This is a genomic window from Halobellus ordinarius (assembly GCF_031823395.1).
Lineage (GTDB): Archaea > Halobacteriota > Halobacteria > Halobacteriales > Haloferacaceae > Haloquadratum > Haloquadratum ordinarius.
Map to the genome: position 1 here is coordinate 74,252 of NZ_JAVQKJ010000014.1, position 24,722 is coordinate 98,973.

General features: G+C 65.4%; 27 protein-coding genes. 15 read left to right on the plus strand and 12 right to left on the minus strand.

What is annotated here, in order from left to right; genetic code table 11:
* Positions 1 to 21: 21 nt before the first annotated feature.
* The 4 genes from RJT48_RS17845 to RJT48_RS17860 form a co-directional block, all read right to left on the minus strand.
* Positions 22 to 1,146, minus strand: a complete 1,125-nt coding sequence (locus RJT48_RS17845; RefSeq protein WP_311173787.1) for an MFS transporter — start codon at positions 1,144 to 1,146, stop codon at positions 22 to 24.
* Between the two features lie 186 nt (positions 1,147 to 1,332).
* Positions 1,333 to 2,130 (minus strand): SDR family oxidoreductase, encoded by a 798-nt coding sequence (locus tag RJT48_RS17850; protein WP_311173710.1) that lies wholly within the window; start codon positions 2,128 to 2,130, stop codon positions 1,333 to 1,335.
* Between the two features lie 62 nt (positions 2,131 to 2,192).
* A complete protein-coding gene (locus tag RJT48_RS17855; RefSeq protein WP_311173711.1) occupies positions 2,193 to 2,876 on the minus strand; it encodes a DUF1405 domain-containing protein in 684 nt (227 codons plus the stop codon).
* A 299-nt stretch (positions 2,877 to 3,175) separates the two neighbouring features.
* Positions 3,176 to 4,522, minus strand: a complete 1,347-nt coding sequence (locus RJT48_RS17860) for a hypothetical protein (protein WP_311173712.1) — start codon at positions 4,520 to 4,522, stop codon at positions 3,176 to 3,178.
* Positions 4,523 to 4,610: 88 nt separating this feature from the next.
* Here RJT48_RS17860 and RJT48_RS17865 point away from each other — a divergent pair, with 88 nt between their 5' ends.
* The 3 genes from RJT48_RS17865 (at position 4,611) to RJT48_RS17875 (ending at position 5,728) form a co-directional block, all read left to right on the plus strand.
* The gene (locus RJT48_RS17865) at positions 4,611 to 4,919 is read left to right on the plus strand and encodes a hypothetical protein (protein WP_311173713.1); all 309 of its coding nucleotides are present in this window, start codon (positions 4,611 to 4,613) and stop codon (positions 4,917 to 4,919) included.
* 75 nt (positions 4,920 to 4,994) lie between these two features.
* Positions 4,995 to 5,426 carry a cupin domain-containing protein gene (locus tag RJT48_RS17870; RefSeq protein WP_311173714.1) on the plus strand — a complete coding sequence of 144 codons (432 nt, stop codon included), beginning with the start codon at positions 4,995 to 4,997 and terminating at the stop codon, positions 5,424 to 5,426.
* Entirely contained in the window at positions 5,423 to 5,728 is a 306-nt protein-coding gene (locus RJT48_RS17875; RefSeq protein ID WP_311173715.1) for a cupin domain-containing protein, read from the plus strand. The genes RJT48_RS17870 and RJT48_RS17875 overlap by 4 nt, the downstream gene beginning before the upstream one ends.
* A 181-nt stretch (positions 5,729 to 5,909) precedes the next feature.
* On the opposite strand, the gene nirK is transcribed toward RJT48_RS17875, so the two are convergent.
* Positions 5,910 to 6,986, minus strand: a complete 1,077-nt coding sequence (nirK, locus tag RJT48_RS17880; protein ID WP_311173716.1) for a copper-containing nitrite reductase — start codon at positions 6,984 to 6,986, stop codon at positions 5,910 to 5,912.
* Positions 6,987 to 7,207: 221 nt separating this feature from the next.
* A complete protein-coding gene (locus tag RJT48_RS17885) occupies positions 7,208 to 7,477 on the minus strand; it encodes a DUF2249 domain-containing protein (RefSeq protein ID WP_311173717.1) in 270 nt (89 codons plus the stop codon).
* Between the two features lie 153 nt (positions 7,478 to 7,630).
* On the opposite strand from RJT48_RS17885, the gene RJT48_RS17890 reads away from it, so the two are divergent.
* The gene (locus tag RJT48_RS17890; protein ID WP_425604732.1) at positions 7,631 to 8,797 is read left to right on the plus strand and encodes a TIGR04053 family radical SAM/SPASM domain-containing protein; all 1,167 of its coding nucleotides are present in this window, start codon (positions 7,631 to 7,633) and stop codon (positions 8,795 to 8,797) included.
* A 191-nt stretch (positions 8,798 to 8,988) separates the two neighbouring features.
* On the opposite strand, the gene RJT48_RS17895 is transcribed toward RJT48_RS17890, so the two are convergent.
* Positions 8,989 to 11,271 carry a nitric-oxide reductase large subunit gene (locus tag RJT48_RS17895; RefSeq protein WP_311173719.1) on the minus strand — a complete coding sequence of 761 codons (2,283 nt, stop codon included), beginning with the start codon at positions 11,269 to 11,271 and terminating at the stop codon, positions 8,989 to 8,991.
* Between the two features lie 162 nt (positions 11,272 to 11,433).
* Positions 11,434 to 12,588 (minus strand): multicopper oxidase domain-containing protein, encoded by a 1,155-nt coding sequence (locus tag RJT48_RS17900; protein WP_311173720.1) that lies wholly within the window; start codon positions 12,586 to 12,588, stop codon positions 11,434 to 11,436.
* 196 nt (positions 12,589 to 12,784) lie between these two features.
* Between RJT48_RS17900 and RJT48_RS17905 the strand changes: the two genes are divergently transcribed.
* On the plus strand, positions 12,785 to 13,153 hold the full coding sequence (locus tag RJT48_RS17905) for a helix-turn-helix domain-containing protein (RefSeq protein ID WP_311173721.1): 369 nt from the start codon (positions 12,785 to 12,787) through the stop codon (positions 13,151 to 13,153).
* A gap of 19 nt (positions 13,154 to 13,172) precedes the next feature.
* Here RJT48_RS17905 and RJT48_RS17910 read toward each other — a convergent pair whose 3' ends face one another.
* Positions 13,173 to 13,790 carry a halocyanin domain-containing protein gene (locus RJT48_RS17910; RefSeq protein WP_311173722.1) on the minus strand — a complete coding sequence of 206 codons (618 nt, stop codon included), beginning with the start codon at positions 13,788 to 13,790 and terminating at the stop codon, positions 13,173 to 13,175.
* A 216-nt stretch (positions 13,791 to 14,006) separates the two neighbouring features.
* Here RJT48_RS17910 and RJT48_RS17915 point away from each other — a divergent pair, with 216 nt between their 5' ends.
* From RJT48_RS17915 to RJT48_RS17925, 3 genes are all read left to right on the plus strand, one after another.
* A complete protein-coding gene (locus RJT48_RS17915) occupies positions 14,007 to 14,648 on the plus strand; it encodes a helix-turn-helix domain-containing protein (RefSeq protein WP_311173723.1) in 642 nt (213 codons plus the stop codon).
* 156 nt (positions 14,649 to 14,804) lie between these two features.
* A complete protein-coding gene (locus RJT48_RS17920; protein ID WP_311173724.1) occupies positions 14,805 to 15,437 on the plus strand; it encodes a hypothetical protein in 633 nt (210 codons plus the stop codon).
* A gap of 54 nt (positions 15,438 to 15,491) precedes the next feature.
* Positions 15,492 to 15,869 carry a hypothetical protein gene (locus RJT48_RS17925; protein ID WP_311173725.1) on the plus strand — a complete coding sequence of 126 codons (378 nt, stop codon included), beginning with the start codon at positions 15,492 to 15,494 and terminating at the stop codon, positions 15,867 to 15,869.
* Between the two features lie 14 nt (positions 15,870 to 15,883).
* Here the strand turns inward: RJT48_RS17925 and RJT48_RS17930 are convergent, their stop codons facing one another.
* Together RJT48_RS17930 and RJT48_RS17935 are read right to left on the minus strand one after the other, a co-directional pair.
* Positions 15,884 to 17,110 (minus strand): MFS transporter, encoded by a 1,227-nt coding sequence (locus RJT48_RS17930; protein ID WP_311173726.1) that lies wholly within the window; start codon positions 17,108 to 17,110, stop codon positions 15,884 to 15,886.
* A gap of 64 nt (positions 17,111 to 17,174) precedes the next feature.
* The gene (locus tag RJT48_RS17935; protein ID WP_311173727.1) at positions 17,175 to 17,603 is read right to left on the minus strand and encodes a universal stress protein; all 429 of its coding nucleotides are present in this window, start codon (positions 17,601 to 17,603) and stop codon (positions 17,175 to 17,177) included.
* A gap of 173 nt (positions 17,604 to 17,776) precedes the next feature.
* Here RJT48_RS17935 and RJT48_RS17940 point away from each other — a divergent pair, with 173 nt between their 5' ends.
* The 6 genes from RJT48_RS17940 (at position 17,777) to RJT48_RS17965 (ending at position 21,771) form a co-directional block, all read left to right on the plus strand.
* Positions 17,777 to 18,010: a DUF2249 domain-containing protein gene (locus RJT48_RS17940; protein WP_311173728.1), complete on the plus strand. Its 234-nt coding sequence runs from the start codon at positions 17,777 to 17,779 to the stop codon at positions 18,008 to 18,010.
* Positions 18,011 to 18,018: 8 nt separating this feature from the next.
* Positions 18,019 to 18,420, plus strand: coding sequence for an SRPBCC family protein (locus tag RJT48_RS17945; protein WP_311173729.1), 402 nt, complete (start codon positions 18,019 to 18,021; stop codon positions 18,418 to 18,420).
* 80 nt (positions 18,421 to 18,500) lie between these two features.
* Entirely contained in the window at positions 18,501 to 18,821 is a 321-nt protein-coding gene (locus RJT48_RS17950) for a CGCGG family putative rSAM-modified RiPP protein (protein ID WP_311173730.1), read from the plus strand.
* A gap of 66 nt (positions 18,822 to 18,887) precedes the next feature.
* Entirely contained in the window at positions 18,888 to 19,487 is a 600-nt protein-coding gene (locus RJT48_RS17955; protein WP_311173731.1) for a DUF7998 family protein, read from the plus strand.
* 185 nt (positions 19,488 to 19,672) lie between these two features.
* On the plus strand, positions 19,673 to 20,308 hold the full coding sequence (locus RJT48_RS17960; RefSeq protein WP_311173732.1) for a TetR/AcrR family transcriptional regulator: 636 nt from the start codon (positions 19,673 to 19,675) through the stop codon (positions 20,306 to 20,308).
* Positions 20,305 to 21,771, plus strand: coding sequence for an MATE family efflux transporter (locus RJT48_RS17965; RefSeq protein ID WP_311173733.1), 1,467 nt, complete (start codon positions 20,305 to 20,307; stop codon positions 21,769 to 21,771). The genes RJT48_RS17960 and RJT48_RS17965 overlap by 4 nt, the downstream gene beginning before the upstream one ends.
* A 152-nt stretch (positions 21,772 to 21,923) precedes the next feature.
* Here the strand turns inward: RJT48_RS17965 and RJT48_RS17970 are convergent, their stop codons facing one another.
* Complete coding sequence (locus tag RJT48_RS17970; protein WP_311173734.1) at positions 21,924 to 22,163, minus strand: DUF7120 family protein; 240 nt, start codon at positions 22,161 to 22,163, stop codon at positions 21,924 to 21,926.
* 534 nt (positions 22,164 to 22,697) lie between these two features.
* On the opposite strand from RJT48_RS17970, the gene RJT48_RS17975 reads away from it, so the two are divergent.
* The gene (locus tag RJT48_RS17975; protein WP_311173735.1) at positions 22,698 to 24,713 is read left to right on the plus strand and encodes a hydantoinase/oxoprolinase family protein; all 2,016 of its coding nucleotides are present in this window, start codon (positions 22,698 to 22,700) and stop codon (positions 24,711 to 24,713) included.
* Positions 24,714 to 24,722 lie beyond the last annotated feature (9 nt).

Sequence of the window (24,722 nt, forward strand, 5' to 3'; positions counted from 1 at the left end):
TGGGTGAGATCACGAGACCCATCAGTCGCGGCGGGCGAGTAATCCGGCGGCAACGAGCAAACAGACCACGAATCCGCCGAACGCGAGGTCGTAACTACCGTACGTGGCGACGATCCCGACGTATGCCGGACCCAGCGCGTTCGCGGTGAGAAACAGCGCCCGCGCCGCACCGATGTCCGCACCCATTCCATCCGCGGGCGCCCCATCGAGGATGATCGCGTCGGCGAGCGGGAAGCCGGTCTTGTACCCGAGCGAAAGCAGTCCGACAGCCAGCCACACAGCGAGGTCAGCGGAGGCGACGATGAGGGCGATCAGGCCCGCAGCGGCGACCAGGAGCCCGGTAACGCCCACCCCACGGCGTGAGAACCGATCGCCGAGCATTCCGGCGGTCGGCTTCACCGCGAAGCCGACAGCGAACACGATTGCGAAGGTCAGGCCCGCCAGGCTCTCGGAGAATCCCTTCGTCGCCGCGAGGTACGTCGGAACGAAGTTGATGAAGCCGCCGACCATAAAGTAAAACAGGGCAAAGGCGACCAGCGTCTCCCGCTGCTGGCTGCTTTTCACCAGCCGTCCGACGGTCCCGCTGAGATCCAGCGACGGCTCGCCGATCTGGTAGCCCTCCCGCGTTATCGCCGCGTAGACGGCGGTGAGGATCCCGAGACCGATGGCAACGGGGAAAAACGGCGTCCGCCAGGTGAAGTACGTCAGCGCGATGACAGCGATTCCCGAGGAGAGTAAGCCCCCGACGTCGGTGCCGGCGGCGTAGATGCCGAGCGCACGCCCGCGATTCGCCGTGAACAGATCGGAGAGGAGCGCACGCGAGGGACTCGCGAACAGCCCCTTGCCGACGCCCACGACAGTCGCTGCGAACATAAACGTCGCCAGACCGGTCGTCAGGCCGAAGAGCGCGAATCCGACGGTCAGAATAACCAACGCGGGGACGACGAGCGTCGTCCGGGTCCAGCGGTCCGAGTACTCGCCGGCGGGATACTGCGTCAACGCATAGGCGACGGTGAAGACCGACAGCGCGATCCCGGCTGTCGCCTCAGTGATCCCGAGGTCGTCGATGATCGTCGGGAGCAGCGGTGAGAGGAGAAAGCGACCGGTCTGGAGGGTTGCCCACCCCAGCGAGACCGTCACCAACATCTGTCGCGCGTAGCCCGACGTCTCGGCCGTCGAATCCGTCACAGTCCCGCGTCGTCGTCGGATCGTAAGGTGGCTTCCGGTTTCGCCGTGCGGGTGTCGGTCGCATACGAACCTCCGATTTGCGCCTCGCTGTGGCCCGGCAGGTGGGAGAACAGCGGAGGTCAGACTCTCGGTGTTCGACTCAGTTCAGAGGTTGGAGGCGCTCTCGCCGCCATCGATCGGGAGGGCCACGCCGGAGAGGAACGCGGATGCCGGCGAGGAGAGAAACGCGACGGTTCGTCCGAGGTCCATCGGCTCACCGAGGCGGCCGACCGGAATCTCCGCGCTGAGTTCCCCGGTAGCCGCATCGTAGTTCTCGTACTCGCCGCGCTCGATCCGGTCCTCGACCACCTCTTCGACACGCGGAGTTTCGTGGGTTCCCGGCAGGACGGCGTTTGCGCGGATCTCCGGAGCGAGTTCCTTCGAGAGGGTCTTCTCGATGCCGACGACGCCCATCCGGACGGAGTTCGAGAGCGCGAGGTCGTCGACGGCTTCCTTCACCGTAATCGACGCGATGTTCACGATCGTCCCGCCGTCGCCATCGCGGAGGTGCGGCGTCGCCGCGCGGACTGTGCGGACCACGCTCATCACGAGGAGGTCGAACGCCTCGTACCACTCCTCGTCGGTCGTTTCGAGAAACGGTTTCGCGGGCGGGCCGCCGGCAGAGGTCACGAGGTGGTCGAGCCCTCCGAACTCGTCGACCGGTCGCCGGACGAGCCCCTCGATCTCGTCGGGGTCGGTGAGGTCCGCAGCGTGGCCGATCACGGTCGCACCGTCGGCCGCGTCCCCGCGGACATCCTCGACGGCGGCGGCGAGTCGCTCCTCTTCTCGGCCGTTCAGGACGACGTCCGCGCCCTCGGCGGCGAGCGCCCGCGCCGAAGCCTTCCCGAGACCGCTGCTCGACGCGGTCACAAGCGCCGCGTTGTCCTTCAGTTCCAGATCCATAGCCGTAGGTGTGAAGGCGGGGACAAAAGCGTTGGTAGCGTCGACTGATTCGCCGAGAAGAATCATTCGCTGCCGCCGGCAGTCCCGGATTCTCCGCGTCGGACGCGAACTGCGAGTGCGAGAAACGTCGCGAGGAGCGTCAGACTGACTGCGGCGGCAGCAGCAATGTCGTGTGCGAGGACGTCGTGGTTGCCGGGACCGACCAGCCTCGGCCCGAAGTACGAGTGGTGATAGGTGCCGACGATGGGGAGAAAGTAGTCGACGACGTCGTTGAACCCGAACCAGCCAGCGGCGACGCCGACGGCTGGAACGGAAAAGTCCGCATATCGGTGGATCACGAACGCCTGCAGCCCCATTCCGAAGTGGCTGACGAGGAGAAACCAGTGGTAGGGGTCCCCGGTAGCGAGCACGTCGTTGATCGTGAGTTGGACGATCACCACCCAGAAGCCGTACTTGAGATTCCCGACGAACGCCAGCGCGTGAATCCAGCTCCGGTTCCGCCCGATCCGCCAGGACACGAGACTCGCGATCATCAGAAGCGTCGCTACCGGGCTGTCGGGCACGACAGGCCACATCACGAGCGGCGTGTTCAGGAGCTGAAACCGGTAGTACCAGAACCCGAACGCGGTGCCGGCGAGGTTGATGGCGACGATCACCCAGGCGAATCGGAGTGTGAGCGTTTCGATCCGCGTGGGCAACGGAGCGAGATACGCTGGGAGGTCGTCTGCAGCGGGGAGCGAGGCCATCGTGGTTACTGGGTCCGGAAGAGCGGCTCAGCTATGGGGATAGCGATACTTACGAGATCGACACCAACTGGCCGTCGGCGTCGCCGCGAGGCATCGGCGTCTCGGTCGGACACGGCCGACTCTTTGGTGTCTCCCCGTTAAGATTTGACGGAGAGCGCAGAGCCTCGGAATACTATCACTGACTCCCGCACCCGGATCCCGGGGGTCGCAGCCGCTCATACTGATTACTCTCGTCTCTTCCCGCCGAGCGCCGTCACCGGGGGGTGGCGCTCGGCGGGAACAAGTGAGAGTAATCAGTATCAGTTGAACTCGGAGCCACCCTGACCTTCTGCAGACGGCGTCCCTCCGGATGCGTGGCGGCGGATCGTCAAGAACAGGTTGCCCGCAAAGAGCGCGAACCCGACAGTCGACACGCTTCCGGCGAAAAGGAGCAGGGCGGTCGTTCGCGATCCGAGGATCGGGGCGGGAAGCGCCTCCGCGAGGACGAGGAGCCCACAGCCGACGACGAGCGCGGCCAGGTCGATCCGCGCCAGACGGTCGTCGTAGAGGTCGTCGATCATCGGCACCGACTCGAACCCCAGCCGGTCGCTGTAGCGATCGACCCAGACGATGAAGGGAATCACGTGATAGAGCGTGCCCGCGACGACGAAGCCGACGATGCCGAAGAGGAGCAGATGAGCGGTCCCGGCCGCGCCGAACGTCGCCGCCGGGTCCAGCGGGTCGGCGATCCACGCGGGGACGGCGAGCACCGTCCAGAGCACCATCGCGAGGGCAGCAACGGCGTACCGTCGGAGCATCGGGTTCCACTCGACAGCGGTTTCGACGAGGCGACGGCCGAGAACCAGCCCCAGCGACGCGACGCCGAGAGCGACCAACACCCCGCCGACCCGGGCCACGAGCGCGGCTTCGAACAGCCGCCCGGACGCAAGGAGGACGACGCCGATCGGATACCCGATTTCCTCGATCCGCTGCAGCGGGATGTCGACGCCGTGGAGATCAGACTGGGTGAACATCGTACCGAGTTGGTACAGGGCGCCGAAGACGGTCGTCAGGACGGCGCCGAACACCGCAAGCGTCGCGTGGGCATCCCTGAGCCCGGACCGCGAGACCGGGAGATCCGCGAGGACCGGTCGGGTGTAGCCCACCGCGAGCACGAGACCGAAGGCCGTCACGACGAGGAAGAATCCGAGCGCGAGCGCGAAGTGCCGTTCCGTCACGTCCCACGGACGGACAGAGAGCAGCGTCCGCCCGACGTTGTAGACGAAGATCCAGAAGCCGAGCAGCAACACCCCGCCGAAGACTGGCAGCCACGCGTAGTAACTGCCGAGCAGACAGCCGACAAGGCCCGCCAACCCGCCGGTGACGGTCCACAGTTGCACTCTCGACAGGCGCCGGGAGTACAGCGTCGTGCCGGACCAGACCGGAACGAACTGCGTCATCGCACCCAGGATCGTGACACACACCCACCCGGCCAGGAGGAGATGCACGTGCGCGAGGGGAGCGGCTCCGGGAAGCACGCCGAGCGACGAAAGGACGCCCACGGCCGCGCCGGCCAGGAGAAAGCCAAGACCGACCAGGAAATGCCGTAACGGGATCGCCGTCGGCGGCCCCGCGTCCGTCTCGACCCCCGCAGGTATCGCGCCCATACCGACGTCTCGGTGGCGAAGCCGCCTGTATATCCGGGCGAATATGTTCGCGGACAGCGTTAGGCCCGTCGGCGGCGTCCGTTCGACGATGACCGATCGGGAGGCGGAACTCGAAACCCTCGCCGAGCGAGCGTGTGAGTACGACGCGGTCGCAGACGCGTTCGTCGCGAAGAGTTTCACCGATCGCCAACTGGTCGTCGACCTGGAATCGGCCGACAGCGACGTTCCGTCGGATCTGATCGCACTCTTCGAGGAACACGGCTGTTACGGCACCAACGAGGTGTACGACTGCGATGCGGCCGATGGTTCCTCGGCGGGAGCCTTCGGCGACACTACCAGACGCCAGTTCGTCGACAGCGAGACGCGCGGCGAACATCAGTCGTACGTCGTCGATTAAAGCCGTTGCAGGGGAGGTGACGGGCGAATATGTTCGTGCGAACGTCGATCCGGGCCTGGCCCCTGAGAACAAACGATGCCACAGATCGACATCGACGGATCTCGGAACTATGTAGCGGAGGGTTTCGGCGCCAACGGCGTGTTCCGAAGCGAGGGAAGCAAAGTCGTCTACGCCTGCTTCGAGCCCGGGCAGTTCATCCCGGTGCACGCGCCCGACAGTGACGTCGTCGTCGAGGTCCGTACCGGGGGCGGACTCGTCAGGGAGGGAGAGCAAGAGCACCGCGTGGGCCCCGGCGACGTTGTCGCAATCGAAGCCGGCACGCGGCGGGGGATACTGGCGGACGAGGGCGAGCGGCTGGAAGCCCTGCTCGTGACCGCGCCACCCCCGACGGATGCGGAGCACGAACCCGTCAGACGCGGCCTGCGGAACGACGAGTTCGAGCCGTCGCTCTCGAGTGGGGACGCCGGCGAGGAACTCGCAGCCGAAGAAACGGAGGGAGACCGATGACGGAGATCGAACAGCTCTCGGCGCTGGATGGGCAGCCGCACGCGAACGTGTTCCCGTCGTCGGAGCCGAAGACGATCAGACTGACGCTCGCGGCCGGAGAGGGGGTCGACCCGCACACCCACCCCGGCCGCGACGTCGTCCTCTACTTGCTGGAAGGAGCGATCGAGCTACACCTCGACGAAGAGACGCATTCCCTGGAAGCTGGCGATATCGCCCGATTCGACGGCGAGCGGGAGATTTCGCCGGTCGCGACAGAGCCGAGTACGGCGCTTGTCGTTCTGGCTGCGCGCGCGACAGAATAGATCGGACCGGAGGCTCGCCCGGAGGAGTGAGGACCTCGCAGACACGACGACTGATTCCAGTCGCTGTCCGTCGGCTGACCGCACCCCGAACAGCGCAAAAGAGAACCGTTCGACCCCGAATCTTCGGTTCCGACGATCACCGCAGACTGCAGCGGGTCAGCGGCGAAGCGGACGGCCGGCCTCACTCCGGATCGGCGTCGAAGATCTCCGGCCGTTCTTCGCCCTCCGCGCGGACGACCGCCATACAGCCCTTCCGTGCGACCCGCGAGAGGGAGTGGTCGACGATCTTGAAGTCGCCGGGGACCGGCGAGTTCATCGTCGCGATCGTCGTGCTGCCCGGCGGGACCTCCCGCGTCTGGATGTGCGTCTGTGGCTCCGTGCTGAGTGAACCGTCCGGGTAGAGCTTCTCCCAGACGCTGCCGATCGGGTGGAAACTGCTCGCGAGGTTCGGCCCGCCGTCGACGAAGAACACCCGGACGGTCTCGTCGGTGCCTGCCGTCACAGCCGGGCCGTGGACGCCGGGCGTCCAGGCGTACTTTTCGCCGTTCATCAGGACGTACGACGGCTCCTCGTTCCGCATCGATTCCATATCGAACTCGTGGTGGCCGTCCGTCCCGGCCGCCTTGTCGGTGTAGAGTTCGTGCTGGCCGAGGTACGCCTCGTGGTCGACCTCGGGCAGCCCCTCCTCGGGTTCGACGAGGATGATCCCGAACATTCCCGCGCTGATGTGCATATCCAGGTTCGGGACCGCGCAGTGGTATATGTACGCGCCGGGGTAGGTGGCCTGGAACCGGAGTTCGGCGGTCTCGCCCGGCGCCGTCGTCGTCGCCTCGGCACCGCCGCCGGGGCCGGCACAGGCGTGGAAATCCACGTTGTGCGGCAGCGAGTTCGATTCGGGGTTCTCGAAGGTTAGGTTCACCGTGTCGCCGAGGCGCACCCGGATGAACGGTCCGGGGACCTGACCGCCGTAGGTCATATATGTGAAGGTCACGCCGTCTTCGATTTCGGCGGTCACCTCCTCGGATCGCAGCGTGATGTCGTGTTCCGTCGGCTCGTCCCGATCGATCGGATCGGGTATATCGGTCGGATCCGCGGCGATCCGGTCGACGTCGGTCGCCGCGGGTGTGCTGGTGTCCTGGACGGTCGTCGTCGCCGCCGATCCGTCCGCCGTCGGTGCGTTCGACGCACAGCCGGCGACCGATGCAGCGCCGCCGAGTCCGAGGGCCTGTAGCGTCCGGCGTCGGGTGACTTCGAGCATTTGTCTTCAACCTCTGTTTGGACGAAGGACCCCGGAACACGTATAAGGGAAAGTCAATTCTCTGACCTGCAAGACCGGCCGAACATATTCAGATTTCACGTTTAAGAAAAGTCCGAAGAAATCGAACGAACGATCACCGGCTCCCGCTCAGACGTCACGGATATACTCGATTTCGGAATCGGGTTTCGTCTTCCCGCAAGGCAGGAGTCGTTCGATCCATCCTATTCGGACGCCGGGCGCCAGATGGCGGTGACGACGCCCTCGTCGGCCTCGACGGTCTGGTAGGCGATCCCCTGGTCGTCGAGTTTCGGGAAGAGGAACTGCGGGACGCGATCGTTGAGTTGGACGAACACGCTCGACTCATCGAGGTCCGACAGGCGATTCATCGTCTCCTGGAGCGGTTCCGGCGGCGGCAACTCACGCGCGTCAAGGAAGTCTATCGCGCGGTCGGACGAGACGTCGACGTCCGCGAGGTAGGTTTCGGGATTCATACACCGGAGGTAGACCGCCGAGCCTCAGATAAGCGACGCCGAATATGTTCTCCACGGTGGTGCGGGGCGCAGTCGAATATATTCGGCGTCGCTTATCTGGATCCCCGAGGTCGTACGTCCATCTATATGACTGCGCCTCACGATCAGTCGGGGATGGCGAAGCCGGATTCGAATACGAGATCCGAGCGAGCAGGGCCGCCGGGTGATGGTGGAAGTCGGACGAGGAAACCACCGGATCCGAGCGCGATCGACACCAGTCGTCGGCCGTTCGTCCTCGTCTGGGAGGTGACGCAGGCGTGTGATCTCGCCTGCGACCACTGTCGGGCGGACGCCCAGCCGGCGCGGGATCCCGCAGAACTCACCACGGAGGAGGGTAAACGGCTGCTTGACCAGGCGCGGGCCTTCGGGGAGGGCCAGCTCGTCGTGCTCTCCGGCGGCGACCCGCTGGCCCGTCCCGATCTGATCGAACTCGTCGAATACGGCACCGAGCAGGGACTCAGGATGACGCTGACCCCCAGCGGAACGTCGTCGCTGACGCCGGCGGTGATCGAGCGACTCGCCGACGCGGGGATCGAACGACTGGCGTTGAGTCTCGACGGCGCCTCGGCGGCGTCCCACGACGATTTCCGCGGCGAATCCGGGAGCTTCGCACAGACCATCGAGGCAGCGGAGGCCGCCGCGCGAGCCGGAATCCCGCTGCAGATCAACACCACCGTCTGTGCGGCGACAGCCGGGGATCTGCCGGCCCTCCGCGACCGCGTCGCCGACCTCGGGGCCGTGCTCTGGTCGGTGTTCTTCCTCGTGCCGGTCGGTCGCGGCCGCGTGCTCGATCCGGTCTCGCCCGAGCGGGCGGAGGAACTCCTGACGTGGCTCTCGACGGTGAGCGAGGACGCGCCGTTCGGTGTGAAGACGACGGAAGCGCCGCACTACCGGCGTGTCGCCATCCAGCGCCGACGCGACGCAAGCGACGCGCCTTCGGAAGACGGAATCGGCCGCCGACTCGGGATCAGAGCCGGCGACGGCTTCGCGTTCGTCAGCCACACCGGGGAGCTGTATCCGTCCGGATTCCTCCCGTCGTCGGCGGGGTCGGTCCGGGACGGCGGGCTCGTCGATCGCTATCGCGAGAGCGACCTCTTCGAGTCGCTTCGGGATCCGGACGCGTTTCGCGGGAAGTGCGGGGTTTGTGAGTTTCGCCACATCTGCGGCGGCAGCCGTTCCCGGGCGTACGCGTACACGGGTGACCCTCTGGCGAGTGATCCGCTGTGTGCGTACGTGCCAGACGGGTACGAGGGATCGATGCCGGCGGGATGGGCGGATTGACGGACGTTTCTTCCCTGGGTAAAGTTTTGGCGAACAGTCGGCACGGTCGCGTCCCGCGTCGGTGTGCCGAACAACCGCTAGACGACGCGGGGTGGCGTCTACGTCACAGGGGCGGTGGCCCCGTTATCGCTTAAAAAGGCTCGGCAGCAGCGGGAGGGGACTGGCAGGGCAGCGAAAACGGAGACTCCGATTCAGTCGTCGCTCAGCACCCCTTCCGCGACGGCCATATCGTCGACGGTCGGATCGTCCTCCGAGGCGCGCAGCACGAACCGTTTTCTGATCAGATCGGCGGCGTAGATGGCGGTGCCGAGGATGATGAGCGTGTCACCGGGCAGCCGGGCCCAGAACAGCGACTGGATGATCGGCTGATTGTAGAACGCCAGACTGCGTCCCGCGGCGTATCCTCCGGTGAAGACCGCCTCCAACTGGAGGAACCCGACCGGGAGCACGGAGACGAACACCATCAGCGCGAGGCCGACGTTCCAGCACCAGAAGGCCGCACGCAGCCACGAACCGTCCCAGCGGTCGGGTTCGATGGCTATCTGGAGCATGTACGTGACCATCCCCAGCGCCAGGAAGCCGAACGCGCCGAACATCGCCGCGTGGGCGTGACCGACCGTGAGATACGTCCCGTGCTCGTAGTAGTTGATCAGCGGGAGATTGATGAAGAAGCCGAGGACGCCGGCCCCGACGAAGTTCCAGACGCCGCTGGCGACGATGAACAGGAAGGGGAGCCGGTAGGGGAACTCCTCGGCCGACATCGCGCTGTACTGGCCGAGCGCCTCGTAGAGGATGAACACAAGCGGGAGGAGTTCCAGCGTCGAGAAGACGCTCCCGATGGGGACCCACATATCGGGCATCCCGATCCACCAGTAGTGGTGGGAGACGCCGATGACGCCGGTCCCCATCACCAAGAGTGCCTGGAGCATCACGGCCTTCTCGGCGCTGCGGCGCGACAGCAGGTTCATCGAGACGAGCGTCAGCCCGACGATGGCGACGATGAAGAACTCGAAGGCACCCTCGACCCACATATGGACGACCCACCACCGCCAGAACTCCGTGACGGCGATGTTCGTCGCGGGCGTAAAGAGGAATCCTGCAGTGAAGAGCAGTGCGATCGAGCCCCCGGCGTAGAGGATCATATGCGCGAGCCCGTAGGGCGGCTCCCGGTCGAGCAGCGGCTTCAGTCCCCTGACCGCCAGGACCGCCCAGATGCCGAAGCCGACGAGGATGCCGAACTGCCAGAGTTTGCCGACCTCAAGGTATTCGAGGCCCTCGTTGCCGAGGATCCACCACAGTTCCCCGTCGATGTAGCCGTTCGACCCGAACCAGATGCCTGCGAGGCCGCCGACGACGACCACGACGATCGCCACCAGCAGTCCGTCGACGTACGTGGACTGGTTCGAAGGTTCGTGACCCGTCAAAAGCGGCGGGAGGAACAGCCCCGCCCCCAGCCACGTCGCTGCGATCCACAGGATCCCGAGGTCGATGTGCCAGGTCTTCGCGATCGCGAAGGGGAGCAGTTGCAGAATGTGGACGCCGAACAGCTCCTCGATCCCGAAGAAGCCCGCACGCTCGATGTAGAAGTGCGCGAGCAAGCCGCCGAGGAGGACCTGCGCGAGGAACAGCCCGGCGGCGACCGGCACGAACCGGAGCGCCGAGCGCTGGCTGGGGAAGATACTCATATCTCCGGGTTCGGGGACCGAGATCCCCTCGGCCTCCGGTTCGGGCAGTTCGACCGAGCGGTACAGCCAGATGCCCGCGCCCGCGCCGGCGACGAGCAGCACCATCGCGATGACGCTCCAGGTCATCGCGGCGGGCGTGGCGTCGTTGCCGGCGCCGGGCTGGTAGGGCCAGTCGTTGGTGTAGGAGTGGGAGCTCCCGGGCCGGTCGGTGTGGGAGAACCACGCGGTCCACATCGCAAAGTCCGCGAAGTCGCGGGCGTCGGACGCGGAGTCGATCATCGATGTGGGCACCCCGCGCTCGTGGGAGCCCTCGTGGTACCGCTCGACGTACTCCTCGCGGACCTGCTCGTGGGCGTACAGTTCGGCCGCGGAGTACTCGATGGCGCCGCCGTCGTAGGCGCCGTCGAGATCCTGTTTCACGACGTCACCCACCGCGGCTTGCCGCTCGGAACTGAGGTCGTCGTATGACTGTCCGTAGCGTTCCTGCGCGTAATACTCGCGCATATAGCCGGTTTTCAACGCCAGCGCGTCGGCGGTGTAATCAGTCCCGTAGTACGCGCCGTTGCCCAGGATCGAGCCGTGATTCATCAGGCCGTTCTTCTGGAACGTCCGCTTGCCGTCGCGGATTTCCTCGCCCGTCAGGACAACCTCGCCGTCGGACCCGACGACTTCCTCGGGGATCGGCGGCGCCTCCTGGTAGGCGAACCAGGCGCCAGCACCCATCACGACGAGGTTGAAGACGAATATGACGACAATGGCTTTCGCGATCGTTTTGCGTCGGAGCTTCATACACGTGGAAGTCCGAGTAGGAGGGTATACAAACGGGGGACCGATTTTCGAGTCGTCCGCGAACCGTCGAACATATTCGTTTCACCCTGGGAGCGAGTGTGACCTGCCGCAAAAAGTCAGCAGACGGTCGTCGTCGATTCCGAGCCGGATCGTCGCCCGCGACTACCCTTCGTAGCCCGCGTACTCCATCAACTGCGCGAAGATATCGGTGTCCATCGCGTCCTCGTAGACGACGCCGCCGAGCATTCCGCCGGGGTAGAAGCCGCCGTTCATCACGTGGTTCACCTTGTGGCAGTGCAGGAGGTAGATTCCCGGTTCGGCGTCGGCGGTGAAGTCGATCGTGTGCCGCTCGGCGGGTGCGATGTTCGTGATGTCCATATCATACCGAGCGCTCTCGGGAATCGTGCCACCGTCCTTCTCGGTCAGCTGGAACCGGTGGTTGTGGATGTGCAGCGGATGGCTCATGTAGCCGTTGTTGGCCAGGTGAAGCCGGACCTGATCGCCCTCGCTGACGATGATGGGCGAGCCGTCTTCCGGATGAAGCGTCCGCGGGGCGCTCTTGCCGTTGACGGTGAACACGTCGGGGTTCCGGTTCCGCGGGTCGTAGCTGGCGTCCTCGCCGGCCATCATCCGCGACAGCCGGGAGTCCCAGTCTTTGACGGTCATAAAGTACTCCCGGTCGGCCGGTTCGTAGCCCTTCGGATCGACCCGGAAGATGCCGTACATCCCCATTTCGATGTGGCGGTGCGTCTGGTAGTGACAGTGATACAGATGCGTGCCGGGGACGTTCGCCGGGATGGTGTACGTGTGTTTCTCGCCCGCGTCCACGCGGATGCCCGTCGTCGTCGGGACGCCGTCGTCCTTCCAGGCCTTCCGGACGCCGTGGAAGTGTAGCGTGTGCGGCCGCTTGCCGTCGGTGTTGTCGAGGGTGACCTCCATATCCTCGCCCTCTGTCGTCCGGAGGATCGGCCCCGGAACGCTCGGGTCGCCGTCGCCGGCCTGGAACGCCCAGACCTGCGGCAGTTCGACCGGTCCGCCCATCGTTTCGAGCGGATGCGCCGAGTGGCGCGCGGGGCGGGATTTCAGCGTGACCGACCCGCCCTGTTCGTCGACGTTCACGAGCTCCGGCGGACTCGTCGTCGGGAGTGAGGTGTCCTGTGTCGCCGCGGTGGCGGTTTCTTTGTTCAGCGCGTCCTGTCGGCCGTCGTTCGTCGGTGCGGTACAGCCCGCGAGACCGAGAATACCCGCGCCGCCGGTGGCGGCGACGAACTCGCGACGGGACATCGTCGATCCGGGTGCGCCAACGTATCTTCCCATTACACTCGACGCTGGGGGTGGGAAAGCCGTATAAGGTCGATCCGCTTCCAGTCCGTCCGGAGGAGATCGAATATGTTCGGGGTAGCGCCAAACCGGTTCACGGTCGGATGCAAATATGGAAGTGCACCAGGATCGACCGCAGCCCTTACACCCGGTCCCATTCGACGATAACGGAGGCCCGGTCCCCACCGAACTGATGTCCGAAAATCCACTCTCCGACGCGCTGGAGCCCGATCCGTCGACAGTGTTCGCTGCGCTCAAAAACGGGCAGTGTCAGCAGGTGCTCCGCTCGCTCGATACGCCGATGACGGCCACCGAAATCGCCGAGGCCTGCGATCTCCCGCGGTCGACGGTGTACGGCAAACTCGAACGGATGGTCGAGGCCGGCCTCCTCCGGAAACACGACCGAGAGGAGGCCGCACGGTATACAGTCGACTTCGAGGAGGTTGTGGTGCGAAATCCGAACGGCGACCTGGAGCTGGAGATCACGCCGCCGTCGCGATCGGCCGCAGAACAGCTCTCGGAGCTCTGGGGCGAAGTGCGCGCAGAATCGCGTGGCGATTAGCGTCGCTGAGAGCGTAGAATCATACTGAACCGCCGGATCGCTCCTTCAACCAGACGAAGAGGCCGAACAGCCCCGGCGAGGCCAGCGCGAGAGCGAAGATGCCGCCGAGCGCGAGAGCGCCGAATCGGCCCGCGCGGGAACCGGCGAGCGGATCGACACCGGACTCTGCGCCACCGTCCCCGTCGCCGCCACTTTCGCCCACGACGACTGCTCCTTTCATCCCCAGTGTCTCGTGGGGGACACAGACGTACGTGAACGTGCCCTCGCTCTCGAAAGTGTGCTCGAACGTGTGGCCCGAATCCTCGACCAACTCCGACCCGAAGGCGTCGTCGGTGTCGACGACGTTGTGTGAGCTGCCCGCACCGGTCCACTCCCAGGTGACGGTCGTGCCCGGAGTAACGCGAATCGCTGCCGGGCCGAACCCGAAGGCGCCCTGGTTGGCCTCGACGCCGACATCGACTGTCACCGCGTCGCTTTCGGTCCGATCGACGACGCCGTCGTAGTTAGAGACGTTGTCGAACCACGCCTCCAGGTCGGTCCCGTCGGACTGTGCACTGGCAGCCGCCGGGACGGCACCGGCTGCAGCGGTTGCTGCAACGCCGCCACCGATCGCACGGAGCGCGCCACGCCGAGACATCGTTCGGTCGTCCGCCGTTGCATCACCGCGACTGTCTGTCGAGGTCGGCCCGCGATCGTTGCAGTCCGACACAGCGCGTTCAGTTGTGGTCATCGGGTGTTCGATACTCCAAACCTTAACGGGATAACCCGGCCGACCGTTCCCGCTCGGATCGTACCATCCCGAACATATTCGCAGGTACTTTACTCAGCGGTCGTCCAGTAGCTACCGACAACGATGCCCCGGGCAACACTTTCGCTCGACCTCCCCGAACAAGTATGGGTCTCGGCGCTGTCCCGACAGTATCCGGCCGCCGAGTTCACTGTCCTCGCAGCGATGCCTGCGGACGAAACGGGTGTCGGGCTCGTCGAGATCTCCGCCGACGACATCGAACCGATCGTGACGACGATCGACGGGTACGAATCGGTCGTGTCCGTCACGATCTTAGAGGCGCAGGCGGATCGAGCGCTCGTCCAGTTCGAGACGACGGAGCCGCTTTTGATCCAATCGCTCAGCGAGGCCGGCATCCCGCTCGAGCTACCGATCACCATCGTCGACGGCGAGGTGACGGTCGAACTGACCGCGCCGCGGGAGAAACTCTCGGAACTGGGTTCGCTGCTCGACGGGTTCGGAATTCCGTTCGAACTCATCTCGATCACGCAGTCGATCGATACCCAGTCGTTGCTCACGGAGGATCAGTACGACCTGCTCGAAACCGCGATCGAACGTGGTTACTACGACACCCCCAGAACCTGTACGCTCACCGAGTTGGCCGAAAGTGTCGGGCTCGCGAAGTCGACGACGAGCGAGAAGCTTCATCGCGCGGAAGGCAAAGTGATGAAGAAGTTCATCGGTCGGGAAGAAGCGGAACTGGTGTAAGGCGGCGACCCTGGCCTCGGGATCTCGAATCCCAGGCTGCCTCGACGGGAGCTGTTCGGGGCGATATCGGCCGAGTCGGCACTGGAAACTGTTTCGCCCGCGAGTCGTGTTAATTCCTCACACAGCAGTTATCCCGTTCGGCCATATATAAGGGATATGTTCCGCCGTGATGTACTCCGAGCGGGAGCAGCGGCCGGCGTCGCAGGGCTTGCCGGCTGTTCCGTTCCGACGAACGAGCCCGACTTCACCGCGGGCTTCGAGGACGGCATCGGGGACTGGGAGCCGAAGGCGACGATCGGTCCGGAAGTAGACATCGAGGATTTCGAGTGGGAGGTCGACGTGTCGACGGCCGAGGCGGCCGAGGGAGACCGGTCGCTGCGCGTCTGGAACGAGGGAGACTACGACGACGGCGTGACCTGGGTCACGCACCCGGTGGCGGTCGAGCCGGGGCAGAAATACCAGATCCGGGTCCGGGGGCAGTTCTGGAGCGACTCGGAGTCGTTCAACACGATCCGCCACGCGGTGATGCGTCTCGGCCCTGAACCCGCAACGGTCGAGGAGGACTTCCCGCAACTCGGCGTGAACTCCTCGGACTTCGGCGAGACGCCATACGGTGGGCTCCGGGAGCCGCTGTGGCTCTCCGAGGGATGGCGGGAGTACGCTTTCGGGTGGACGACACCCGAACTTTCGACCGATACGCTCCATTTCGCCGTCGGGACCGCCGTCATCTGGGAGGCCGACGCGACCCACTACGTCGACGACCTCTCGGTGACGATCGAACCGGCGTGAGCGAGGTCCGTTTTGCACGAGTGGGTTCAAGTGGAACCCCCCCGTGTTCGGCGTATGGACCGTCGTCAGTTCCTCACCACCGCGGGAATTTTCTCGCTGGCGGGCTGTGCGGGCCTGTCTGGTGGCGACGAGCCGAGCCGCCTCGATTTGACCGTGCAGAACGAGCGCGCCCACCCGATCACCGCACAGGTAGTGGTAACCGACGGGGAGGGAACGACGTCTGCCGACGAGTGGGGCCGGATCGGCAACGGCGTGGCCCGTCCCTTTGACGTCCCGGTCGGGGCAGATGGCCGCCACGAGGCCACCGTCTCGGGCGACGACTGGCAGGGAACGTTGGCGTGGCACGCGGACACCTGCGTGCTCTTCGACCGGACCGTCCGGATGATCGACGATAGCATCGAAGTCGTAAGCGAGTGCGTCCAGCAGCGGTAGGCTCGGTCGGAAGCCTACGCCCCCGGCTCCGGGGCGCGCCACGCCAGCAGCACGCCGACTGCACCCAACCCGCCGGCAAGCGCGAACGCGACGTCGAAGCCGGCCGCATCGATGACAGCTCCGCCGGCGATGGGCGACAGGAACGCGCCTGCCAGCCCAACGCTGGTCTGGAACGCGACGGCCGTCGCCGCGACGTGTGGCTCTACGACCTCTCGAACGTACGTAAACGAGAGCCCCAGCGTCAACTGGATCGCAAAGCCCGACAGAAAGAGCAGCGCGATCAGCACCGGGATCGTGCCGAACTGGGTGAAAACGAGCATCAGCGGCGTCGCCAGTCCGAACGAGCCGATCAGGACTGGGCGTCGTTTGCCGCCGAACACGCGGTCGGAAAGCACGCCGCTGCTGACCCGCGAGAGCGCGCCGATAGCCGGAAATACGGCCACAAGCGCGCCGCTGAGGGCGAGGGAGAGACCGATCTCTTCGGTGAGGTACGAGGATCCCCAGCTGTTGATAAACAGATACAGGGCGTAGCTGAGAAAGCCCAGCGTGCCGATCCGCCAGACGGTGCCGCTCTGCAGGACCGTTCCGAACTCCGAAAGCGAGGGCGTCTCGCCCCGAGCGGCGCCGAGACCGCGGCTCATCGGCCAGAAGATGGAGAGTCCGACGAGTGCGACGCCCGTGTACGCGATGAAAATCGCGGGCCAACCGAACCGGCCGGCGACGATCGGTCCGGTGCTCTGCCCCAGCGCGAACCCGATCGGCCCGCTCGCAGTGAAGACACCGACCACCGTGGCGCGGTTCTCCGGACTCGCTGCCTGGCTCACGATGTCGATGCCGGCGTTCCAGACGACCACGAACGCGACACCACCCACCGCACGGGAGGCGATCACCGACCAGTAGTTGCCGTTCCCGCCTGCGAACCACCCCCAGATCCCGGCGACGACTAACACAAGGACGGCGAGCGCCATCACCCGCCGGGAGTCGGTCCGGTCGAGAACCGCGCCGGCCGGCAGACTCGCCACGATGGCGACCCCGAACATAATCCCGACGAGAAAGCCTGCCCGCGTCGATCCGACGCCCAGCGACTCGCGAATCAGCGGCGTGACGCTCGCGGGAACGATTTCGTAGGCAGCGAGTCCGGCCGAGACGAGACTCGCGCCGAGGACCAAGCCGACGGTCCTCACGCGACTTCGCTCCCTGGTCTCCGACCCGTCGGCGTCAGTTTCGTCGCTCCCGGCCATCGGCCGAATGTCTCGCCTGCCTGTTAAATAAAAAAACGGTCCCCGTGGACCACGACAGTGAGTATCAATCTTCGCCTGGCGGAACCGCAAATACCGGAATCGTCGCGCCGCGGATCACCCGTTCGGTCGTACTACCCGCGTGTCGGAATCGGTCGATCCCGCTCCATCCGTGGGTACCCATCACGATCAGGTCGATGTCGGCCTCGTCGACGCACGCGAGGATCTCCTCGGCGGGGGTGCCGCGACGCAGGTGCTTTTCGACCTCGACCCCGGCGGCCTCTCCCCGTTCTCCGGCGGAATCCAGCGCTGCTTCGCCCGTCGCTTCCTGTCGTTCGACGGCGATATCCCAGTCACCGGGCCGACCGCCCTGATCGATGACGTAGATTGCGTGGATGGTTGCCTCGAACCGAGCGGCCAGTTCGATCGCCCGATCGACGCCGCGATCCGACGGCTCGCTGCCGTCCGTCGGCGCCAGGATTCGATCGTATTCCATAGCCCACAATCGGAAGCGTGTGATAAAATTCTGGGGAGGGGATCCCCCTCCGAAGTCACCGACCGAAGAGTGTCCTCACCCGGGCCCCGGAGAATGTGAGATTCCGGAGCGAACGGCTGATCGAACATATTCGCCCACAATGGTTCGTGCGGCAGGAGACAATGGTAGTCCGTATGGCCGCCACGACACTCGACATCAGAGACGTCCCGCCCTCGGAACGACATCCAAAGATCCACGACGCCTTCCAGGCTCTGGGCAGCGGCGAAACCCTCGAAATCGTCAACGACCACGAACCGAAGCCGCTGTTCTACGAGTTCCAGGCGGAAGTCGAGGACTTCGACGCCGACGCCTACGAGGTCCAACAGCGCGGAGCGACCGAGTTCGTCGCCCGACTCCCGAAAAAGTAACCGCAAGGATGGAACGAGTCTCCGTCCGCCGAGAGGTGGCTCGCGACGCCGACGCTGTTCGAGAGCGGATGCACGACATCGAGCCGTTTATGCTCGCGGCGGGATTCGACGAGGTTCGGCACACCGATTCCAGCGTCGAAATCGCCAACGAAGTCGGTCCGGTGACGATCGAACTGTTCCTCGAACTCTCCGACGATCCGGACGCGGACCTCGCCTACCGGCAGGTCGACGGGATTTTCGAGGAGATGACGACGACGTACACCGTGACCGAGGGCGACGGATCGACAGTCATCGAAGCGGAGACCGAATTCGCCCTCGACGCCGCCATCATCGGCTCGTTCCTCGACGCGACGGTGATCAAGCGGCAGCGGCGACGGGAACTCACTGCGCAGCTCGATTATCTGGAGTAGCCCGACAACTCGGCAGCCTACCCAGCCATCGGAACATATTCGGGGGAAGCCTCGTCGGTGAGTGGCCCCGAGTAGTGCGTATGTCAACCGACACAGACGCCGAGGACCACGGCCACGAGGCTGCCGATCCTGTCACCGACCGCGTGCACGACAATTCGTGGTCGGCGAACCTCGAAGGCCCGGAACACGCCGCGGACAGAGCCCACCTCGTCGAGCAGGCGCTCTCGGCAGTTGAACACACCGCACCCGACAACCACGTCAATCTCGTGACGCACGGCGACCACGGGCATCCGGAGACGTACCTCTACGAGGCGTTAGACGAGTCCTACGGCGACGCCGTCGAGTGGGAGTACGTCGATCAGTGCGGCTGCGGCGGCCACGTCGTCCGCGTCTACACCTGATCGGGGCCGCCCTCCCCGAACGGATTCGGGGAGACTGCTACCGGGCTCGCGACCGCAAGAGATGGTATGGTCGGAATCCCTTCCCCCTTCGGCAGCGACAAGGAGGACCTCTTCGACGACGCCGGGGAGTTCGTTCCCGAACACGTCCCCGATCCCGGTCCATTCCTGGAGGATGAACAGGTTCTCACCGGCGAGGATCACCTGGCGGTGCACGAAATCGCCCGGGAGGTCTTCGAGGAGCGGACGGTGTACGATATGACCTTCGGCTACAACCTGGCCCGTCTGAACCAGGACACACGGCATCCGTCGGCGGGCTACCGATACGCGGAGGAATCTGCAGACGTCCTCCGGGCCGAGTTCACGCCGACGACGCCGTTCTGTCCGCAGAGTCACACCCTCACGATCGGCTCCTTCCGCGCCTGGAACGGCCTCGCCGACCGGCACGACTACGAACTGGTCCGCATCCGGGTCCACCCGATGCACAACGAGGCCCAACGAATCAACGAGCAGTTAGCCGATCTCGAAGCGACCTTTCGGGAGACCGGGACGGTTCCGGACGATCCGACTCCGAAATCCGGGAGGCTGCCTTCCTCGGACGAGATCTCACCGGGAACCGGCGACGAGGGGCCGGAGGAGGCCGGCTACGGCCCCGACGCCCCGTTCTGATCTCCGCGCGATAACCCGACACGCTCTCTGGCCGCCGAGCGCCCGTTTTGCGCCCCCTCCATCCGTAACTCACCCGTGGCAGAGTCACACGAACCGGATGAGAGCGTGCCGCATAGACCCCAGGTTTCGAACCCTTTTTGACTGACCGGACAGTCAGTTTTGATACTAACCCTCTCACCGCCAGTATGACTGACGCCCCCACCGAGATCCTCCACGCGACCCACCGCGCGCTCTGCGAACACGGCTATGCGGAACTGACGATGCAGGATATCGCCGACGAGACCGATCTGAGCAAAGCGTCGATCCACTACCACTACGACTGCAAACACGATCTCCTCCTCGCGTTTCTCGATCACCTCTACGAGCGGTTCGAAGAGCGGATCGCCGATCCGTCGGGCACGACGCCCGAAGCGAAACTCCGGTCGCTCGTCGATTCGATCGTGACACGGCAGAGCGACGCGCCGGCGTTTCAGACGGCGTTGCTGGAGATCAAGGCCCAATCGCCGTACGACGACGCGTTCCGCGAGCGGCTTCGCCGCTTCGACGACACCTTCGGCGCGGCGGTGCGGACGACCGTCGAGGAGGGGATCGAAGACGGCTCGTTCCGCGACGACCTCGATCCCGACACGGTCGCCTCGTTTCTCACGACGTTCGTCAACGGGGTACAGACCAGACACGTCGGCGCCGGCCACCCGGTCGAGGAGTCGACTGCGGCCCTGGACGCGTACATCGACGAAATGGTGTGCTGTGAGTCGGATCCTGGAGACGACTCGGGCGCGTCGAACACAGAGCAGACCGACTCAGGAGGCGCAGCCGAATGAGCCCTCGCGAGTGGTTTAGCTCCGTTTTCAAGGGGCCCGAGGATCTGAACCTGACGAGCGGCGGGATCGGACGGCCGCTGTTTTATCTCTCCCTGCCGATCGTCATCACGAACCTGCTGCAGACGGCCTACAACCTCGCCGATACCTTCTGGCTGGGCCAGTACAGCACCGAGGCGCTGGCCGCGATCAGTTTCGCGTTCCCGATGGTGTTTCTCCTGATCTCGATGGGGATGGGGCTGTCCGTGGCCGGGAGCGTCCTCGTCGCCCAGCACATCGGCGCCGACGAGGAGTCGGAGGCGGAGTACGCGGCGTCGCAGACGGTCGCGTTCTCGATCCTCGGCTCGATCCTGCTCGGTGTAGTGGGCTACTTCAGTGTCGGCCCGTTCATCGCGTTCCTCGGGGCATCACCGGACGTACTGCCGCTCGCAACAGGCTATATGCAGGTGATCGCTGCGGGGATGCCGTTCATGTTCGGCTTCTTCGTCTTCATCGCGCTGATGCGCGGGTACGGGGACACGGTGACGCCGATGCTCGTAATGTTCGGCTCGGTGGTCCTGAACATCGCGATCGATCCGATCCTGATCTTCGGGTTCGAGGGGAACCCGCTATTCGGAATGTTGGGGATCAGAGGGGTCGAGACGTCGCTGCTGGCAGCGACCGGCTACACGGGATCCGGAATCACCGGTGCAGCGATCGCGACCATCTTCTCCCGCGCACTCGCGTTCATCGTCGGCATCGGCGTGATGTTCCAGGGCGTCCGCGGCGTGCAAATTTATCCGCGGCAGATGCGGCCCGACCTCACCTACCTGCGGCGCCTCCTCGACATCGGCATTCCGGCATCCGTCGAGGGAACCGGGCGGGCGCTGTCGGTGAACCTCCTTCTTCTGGTCGTCGGGATGTTTCCGACCACGGTCGTCGCCGCCTTCGGGATCGGCGTCCGGATCTTCTCGGTCATCTTCCTCCCGGCGATCGCTGTCGCCCGCGGCGTCGAGACGATGACAGGGCAGAACATCGGGGCCGAGAAACCCGATCGCGCGGGAACGGCCGCCGACTTCGCGGCGAAGGTGATGTTCCTGCTGCTGACTGGACTCGGGGTCGTCGCCCTGGTCGCAACCAAACCGATCGTGGCAATCTTCACTAACGATCCCGAGGTGATCCGCGTCGGGGTCGACTTCCTCCGGTGGGTGGCGCCGTCGTTCGGTTTCATCGGCGTGATGCGCGCGTACACCGGCAGTTTCCGCGGTGCCGGCAAGACGCTCACCGCCGCGGCCATCTCGGTGGTGATGCTCGGTCTCATCCGGATCCCGGTCGCGTACCTGGTCTCGCTCAGTTGGGGGCCACCGGGGATCTGGCTCGCCTTCCCGGTCTCGAACGTCGCTGGGGCGCTCATCGCATTCGCGTGGTACCGCCGTGGGACCTGGCAGACCGGGTCCGTGCGGGGGCCGACGCCCGCGGACGATTGACACTGAGGGACTGTGAAGCGATCGAAGATCGTTCCCGGGAACTCGGGTAAGCAGTCGCTCCGACCGTGTGACGAGAATTACGTACGATCAGTTGCGACTCCGGCTGTGAAACAGTGAGCGGCTACGCCGAGATCGAACCGGACCTCCCCGAATTACAGCGTGTCGTCGTCGAGGCCGCCGGGGTCCGAGGCCGTATCGAAGAGGTTGTTCTCCGCGCCCTCCATAAAGTCGTCTCCGGGTTCGTCGTCGTCCACGACGTCGACGTTGTACGCGTCGATGCCCATACTGAGCAGTTCCTCGACCGCCTGTTCCTCGGTGACGAACTCCTCGTCGACCAGCTGTTCGAACTCGCTGAGCAGTTCGTCCGGGAGAGTCACTTCCACGATTGGCATTGTCAGCGCTTTGTCCCCCGGGTACTTGAGTTTCCGGCTTCGGCCGTTCGTACTCGGCGGCGATGCCGCCCGCCGTATCGGCTCGATGAGCGGCGAACAGCGAACAATGGTAAACGCGGTATTGCGACCTCGGGAAAGGAGGTATGTCAGACACGTCCGGCGGTTGATCTCTCCACCGGGTCGCGACCCTCGACGGCGAGCAGATCGCCCTGTTTCGGGTTGGGAACGGGTCCCACGCGCTCAGCAACGTCTGCCCACACCGTGTGGGCCACTGGGTTCAGGTTCGCGTCGAAGACGGTTGCGTCCCTCAACCAACTACGCGGGCTCTAAGCATCGATTCATCGCACTTATTCTCGGTCGAACCGCGATCAGGCTCACTCCGCCGTCGAGGATAATCATTATTAGTTGTGAAGCGTTTTCTCGACAGATATCAGGATGCGAGTTGACGTCACAAACCAGTCACCGCCCGTCGTTCCTGCAGCGATCGTTCGCCTCGGGGGGACATCCACGGCAGAAACCCGGGTGATCTGACCGATGACAGGCGAGGTCAGACTCGGCGCCGACGTCGGCGGCACGTTCACCGACGTGGTGCTCGCGACCGACGAGGGACTCGTGACCGCGAAGGTCCCGAGCACCGACGATCAAAGCATCGGCGTGATGAACGGAGTCCGGAAAGCATGCGAATCGGCAGAGATCGACCCGGCAGACGTGGATGAGTTCACCCACGCGATGACGGTCTCGGTCAACGCCCTGCTCGAGCGCTCGGGTGCAAAGACCGCGCTCGTCACCACAGAGGGGTTTCGCGACGTCCTCGAGATCGGCCGGCAGGATCGGCCGGATCTCTACGATCTCGACGCTACGCGCCCGGAACCGCTGGTTCCGCGTCGCCGCCGATTCGAGATCGGAGAGCGTGCGACGCCCGACGGGGTGACGGAAATCGTCGACGAGGACGCCGTTCGCGAGGTGGCGGCCGAAATCCGCGAGTGCAACGCCGAGAGCGTTGCGGTCTCTTTGCTTCACGCCTACGCCGATGCTGACAACGAACGGCGGGTCGCAGAGATCCTGGGATCCGAACTCGGCGTGCCGGTGTCGGCCTCCCACGAGGTGCTCGCGGAGTTCCGGGAGTACGAGCGGACCTCGACGACCGTCGTCGACGCGTACGTCACCCCGAAGATCGACAGTTATCTCGGGCGGCTCTCCGAACGCGCGGCGGAGGCCGGGCTGCCGAAACCGCTCGTGATGCAGGCCAACGGCGGCATCGCAGCCATCGACACTGTGAGGGAACACGCGGTAACGACGACGATGTCCGGGCCGGCCGCAGGCGTCGTGGGCGCGAGCGAGAGCGCCGCCGACCTGCCCAAAGAGCGTGACCTTCGAGGGCTGGTGACCTTCGATATGGGCGGCACCTCGAGCGACGTGAGCCTCGTTCGGGACGGCGAGGCCGAACGGGCGACCGACGCGGAACTGGCCGGCCAGCCGGTCCGCACGCCGATGGTGGACGTGACGACGGTGGGCGCGGGCGGCGGCTCGATCGCGTGGGTCGACAGCGGCGGCGCGCTGCGCGTCGGCCCGCGATCCGCGGGCGCTGATCCGGGACCAGCCTGTTACGGGATGGGCGGGACCGAACCTACCGTGACCGACGCGAACCTCGTGCTCGGGTACATCGGCGAGAGCACCGAACTCGGCGGCGAACTCTCACTGGACGTCGACGCCGCCCACGACGCGCTCGCGGAACTGGCGGCGGAAGCGGGCCTCGACGGACCAGTGGCGGCCGCCCGCGGCGTCTACCGCGTCGCGAACGCGAACATGGCCCGGGCGATCCGGAGCGTGACGGTCGAACGCGGCCACGACCCCCGCGAATTCGGCCTCGTGGCCTTCGGCGGTGCCGGACCGATGCACGCCGGGGCGCTCGCGGCGGACCTCGGAATCGGAACGGTCGTGGTCCCGCGGGCCTGCGGGGTGCTGTCGGCCTACGGACTCCTCGCGGCCGACGAGAAACACGACGCGGTTCGGACCCACCGGGTCGCGCTCGACGACGCCGGTCCCGCCCGTATCGACGAGTACTACGCGGAACTGGAGTCAGCGGTACTTGACGACGTCCGTAATCCCGCTGCTGCGACGGTGCGGCGACAGGCCGACCTCCGCTACACCGGGCAGAGCTTCGAGTTGACGGTGGCTGTCGGGGAGACGTTCGACCCAGCGGCTGTCGCGGATCGGTTCCACGAAACCCACGAGTCGACCTACGGCTACCGGATGGACGACGCGGTCGATCTCGTGAACCTTCGCGTTTCCGCATCGGTACCGCGGAAGGGACCGGCAGTCGCCTCGGAGGCGAGCGGCGACAGTCACACCGGAACGCGGGAGGCGCGGTTCGAGGACGGGACCCGCTACGAGACTCCCGTGTACGACCGGCCCGGCCTCGCGAGGGGGCGGACAGTCGGCGGCCCCGCCGTGATCGAGGGCACGGAGAGTACTGTCGTGGTCCCGCCGGCCTGGGAGGCGGCCGTCCGCCCCGATGGATCGCTCCTGCTCGTGGAGGGAGACCAGTGACACGAGACA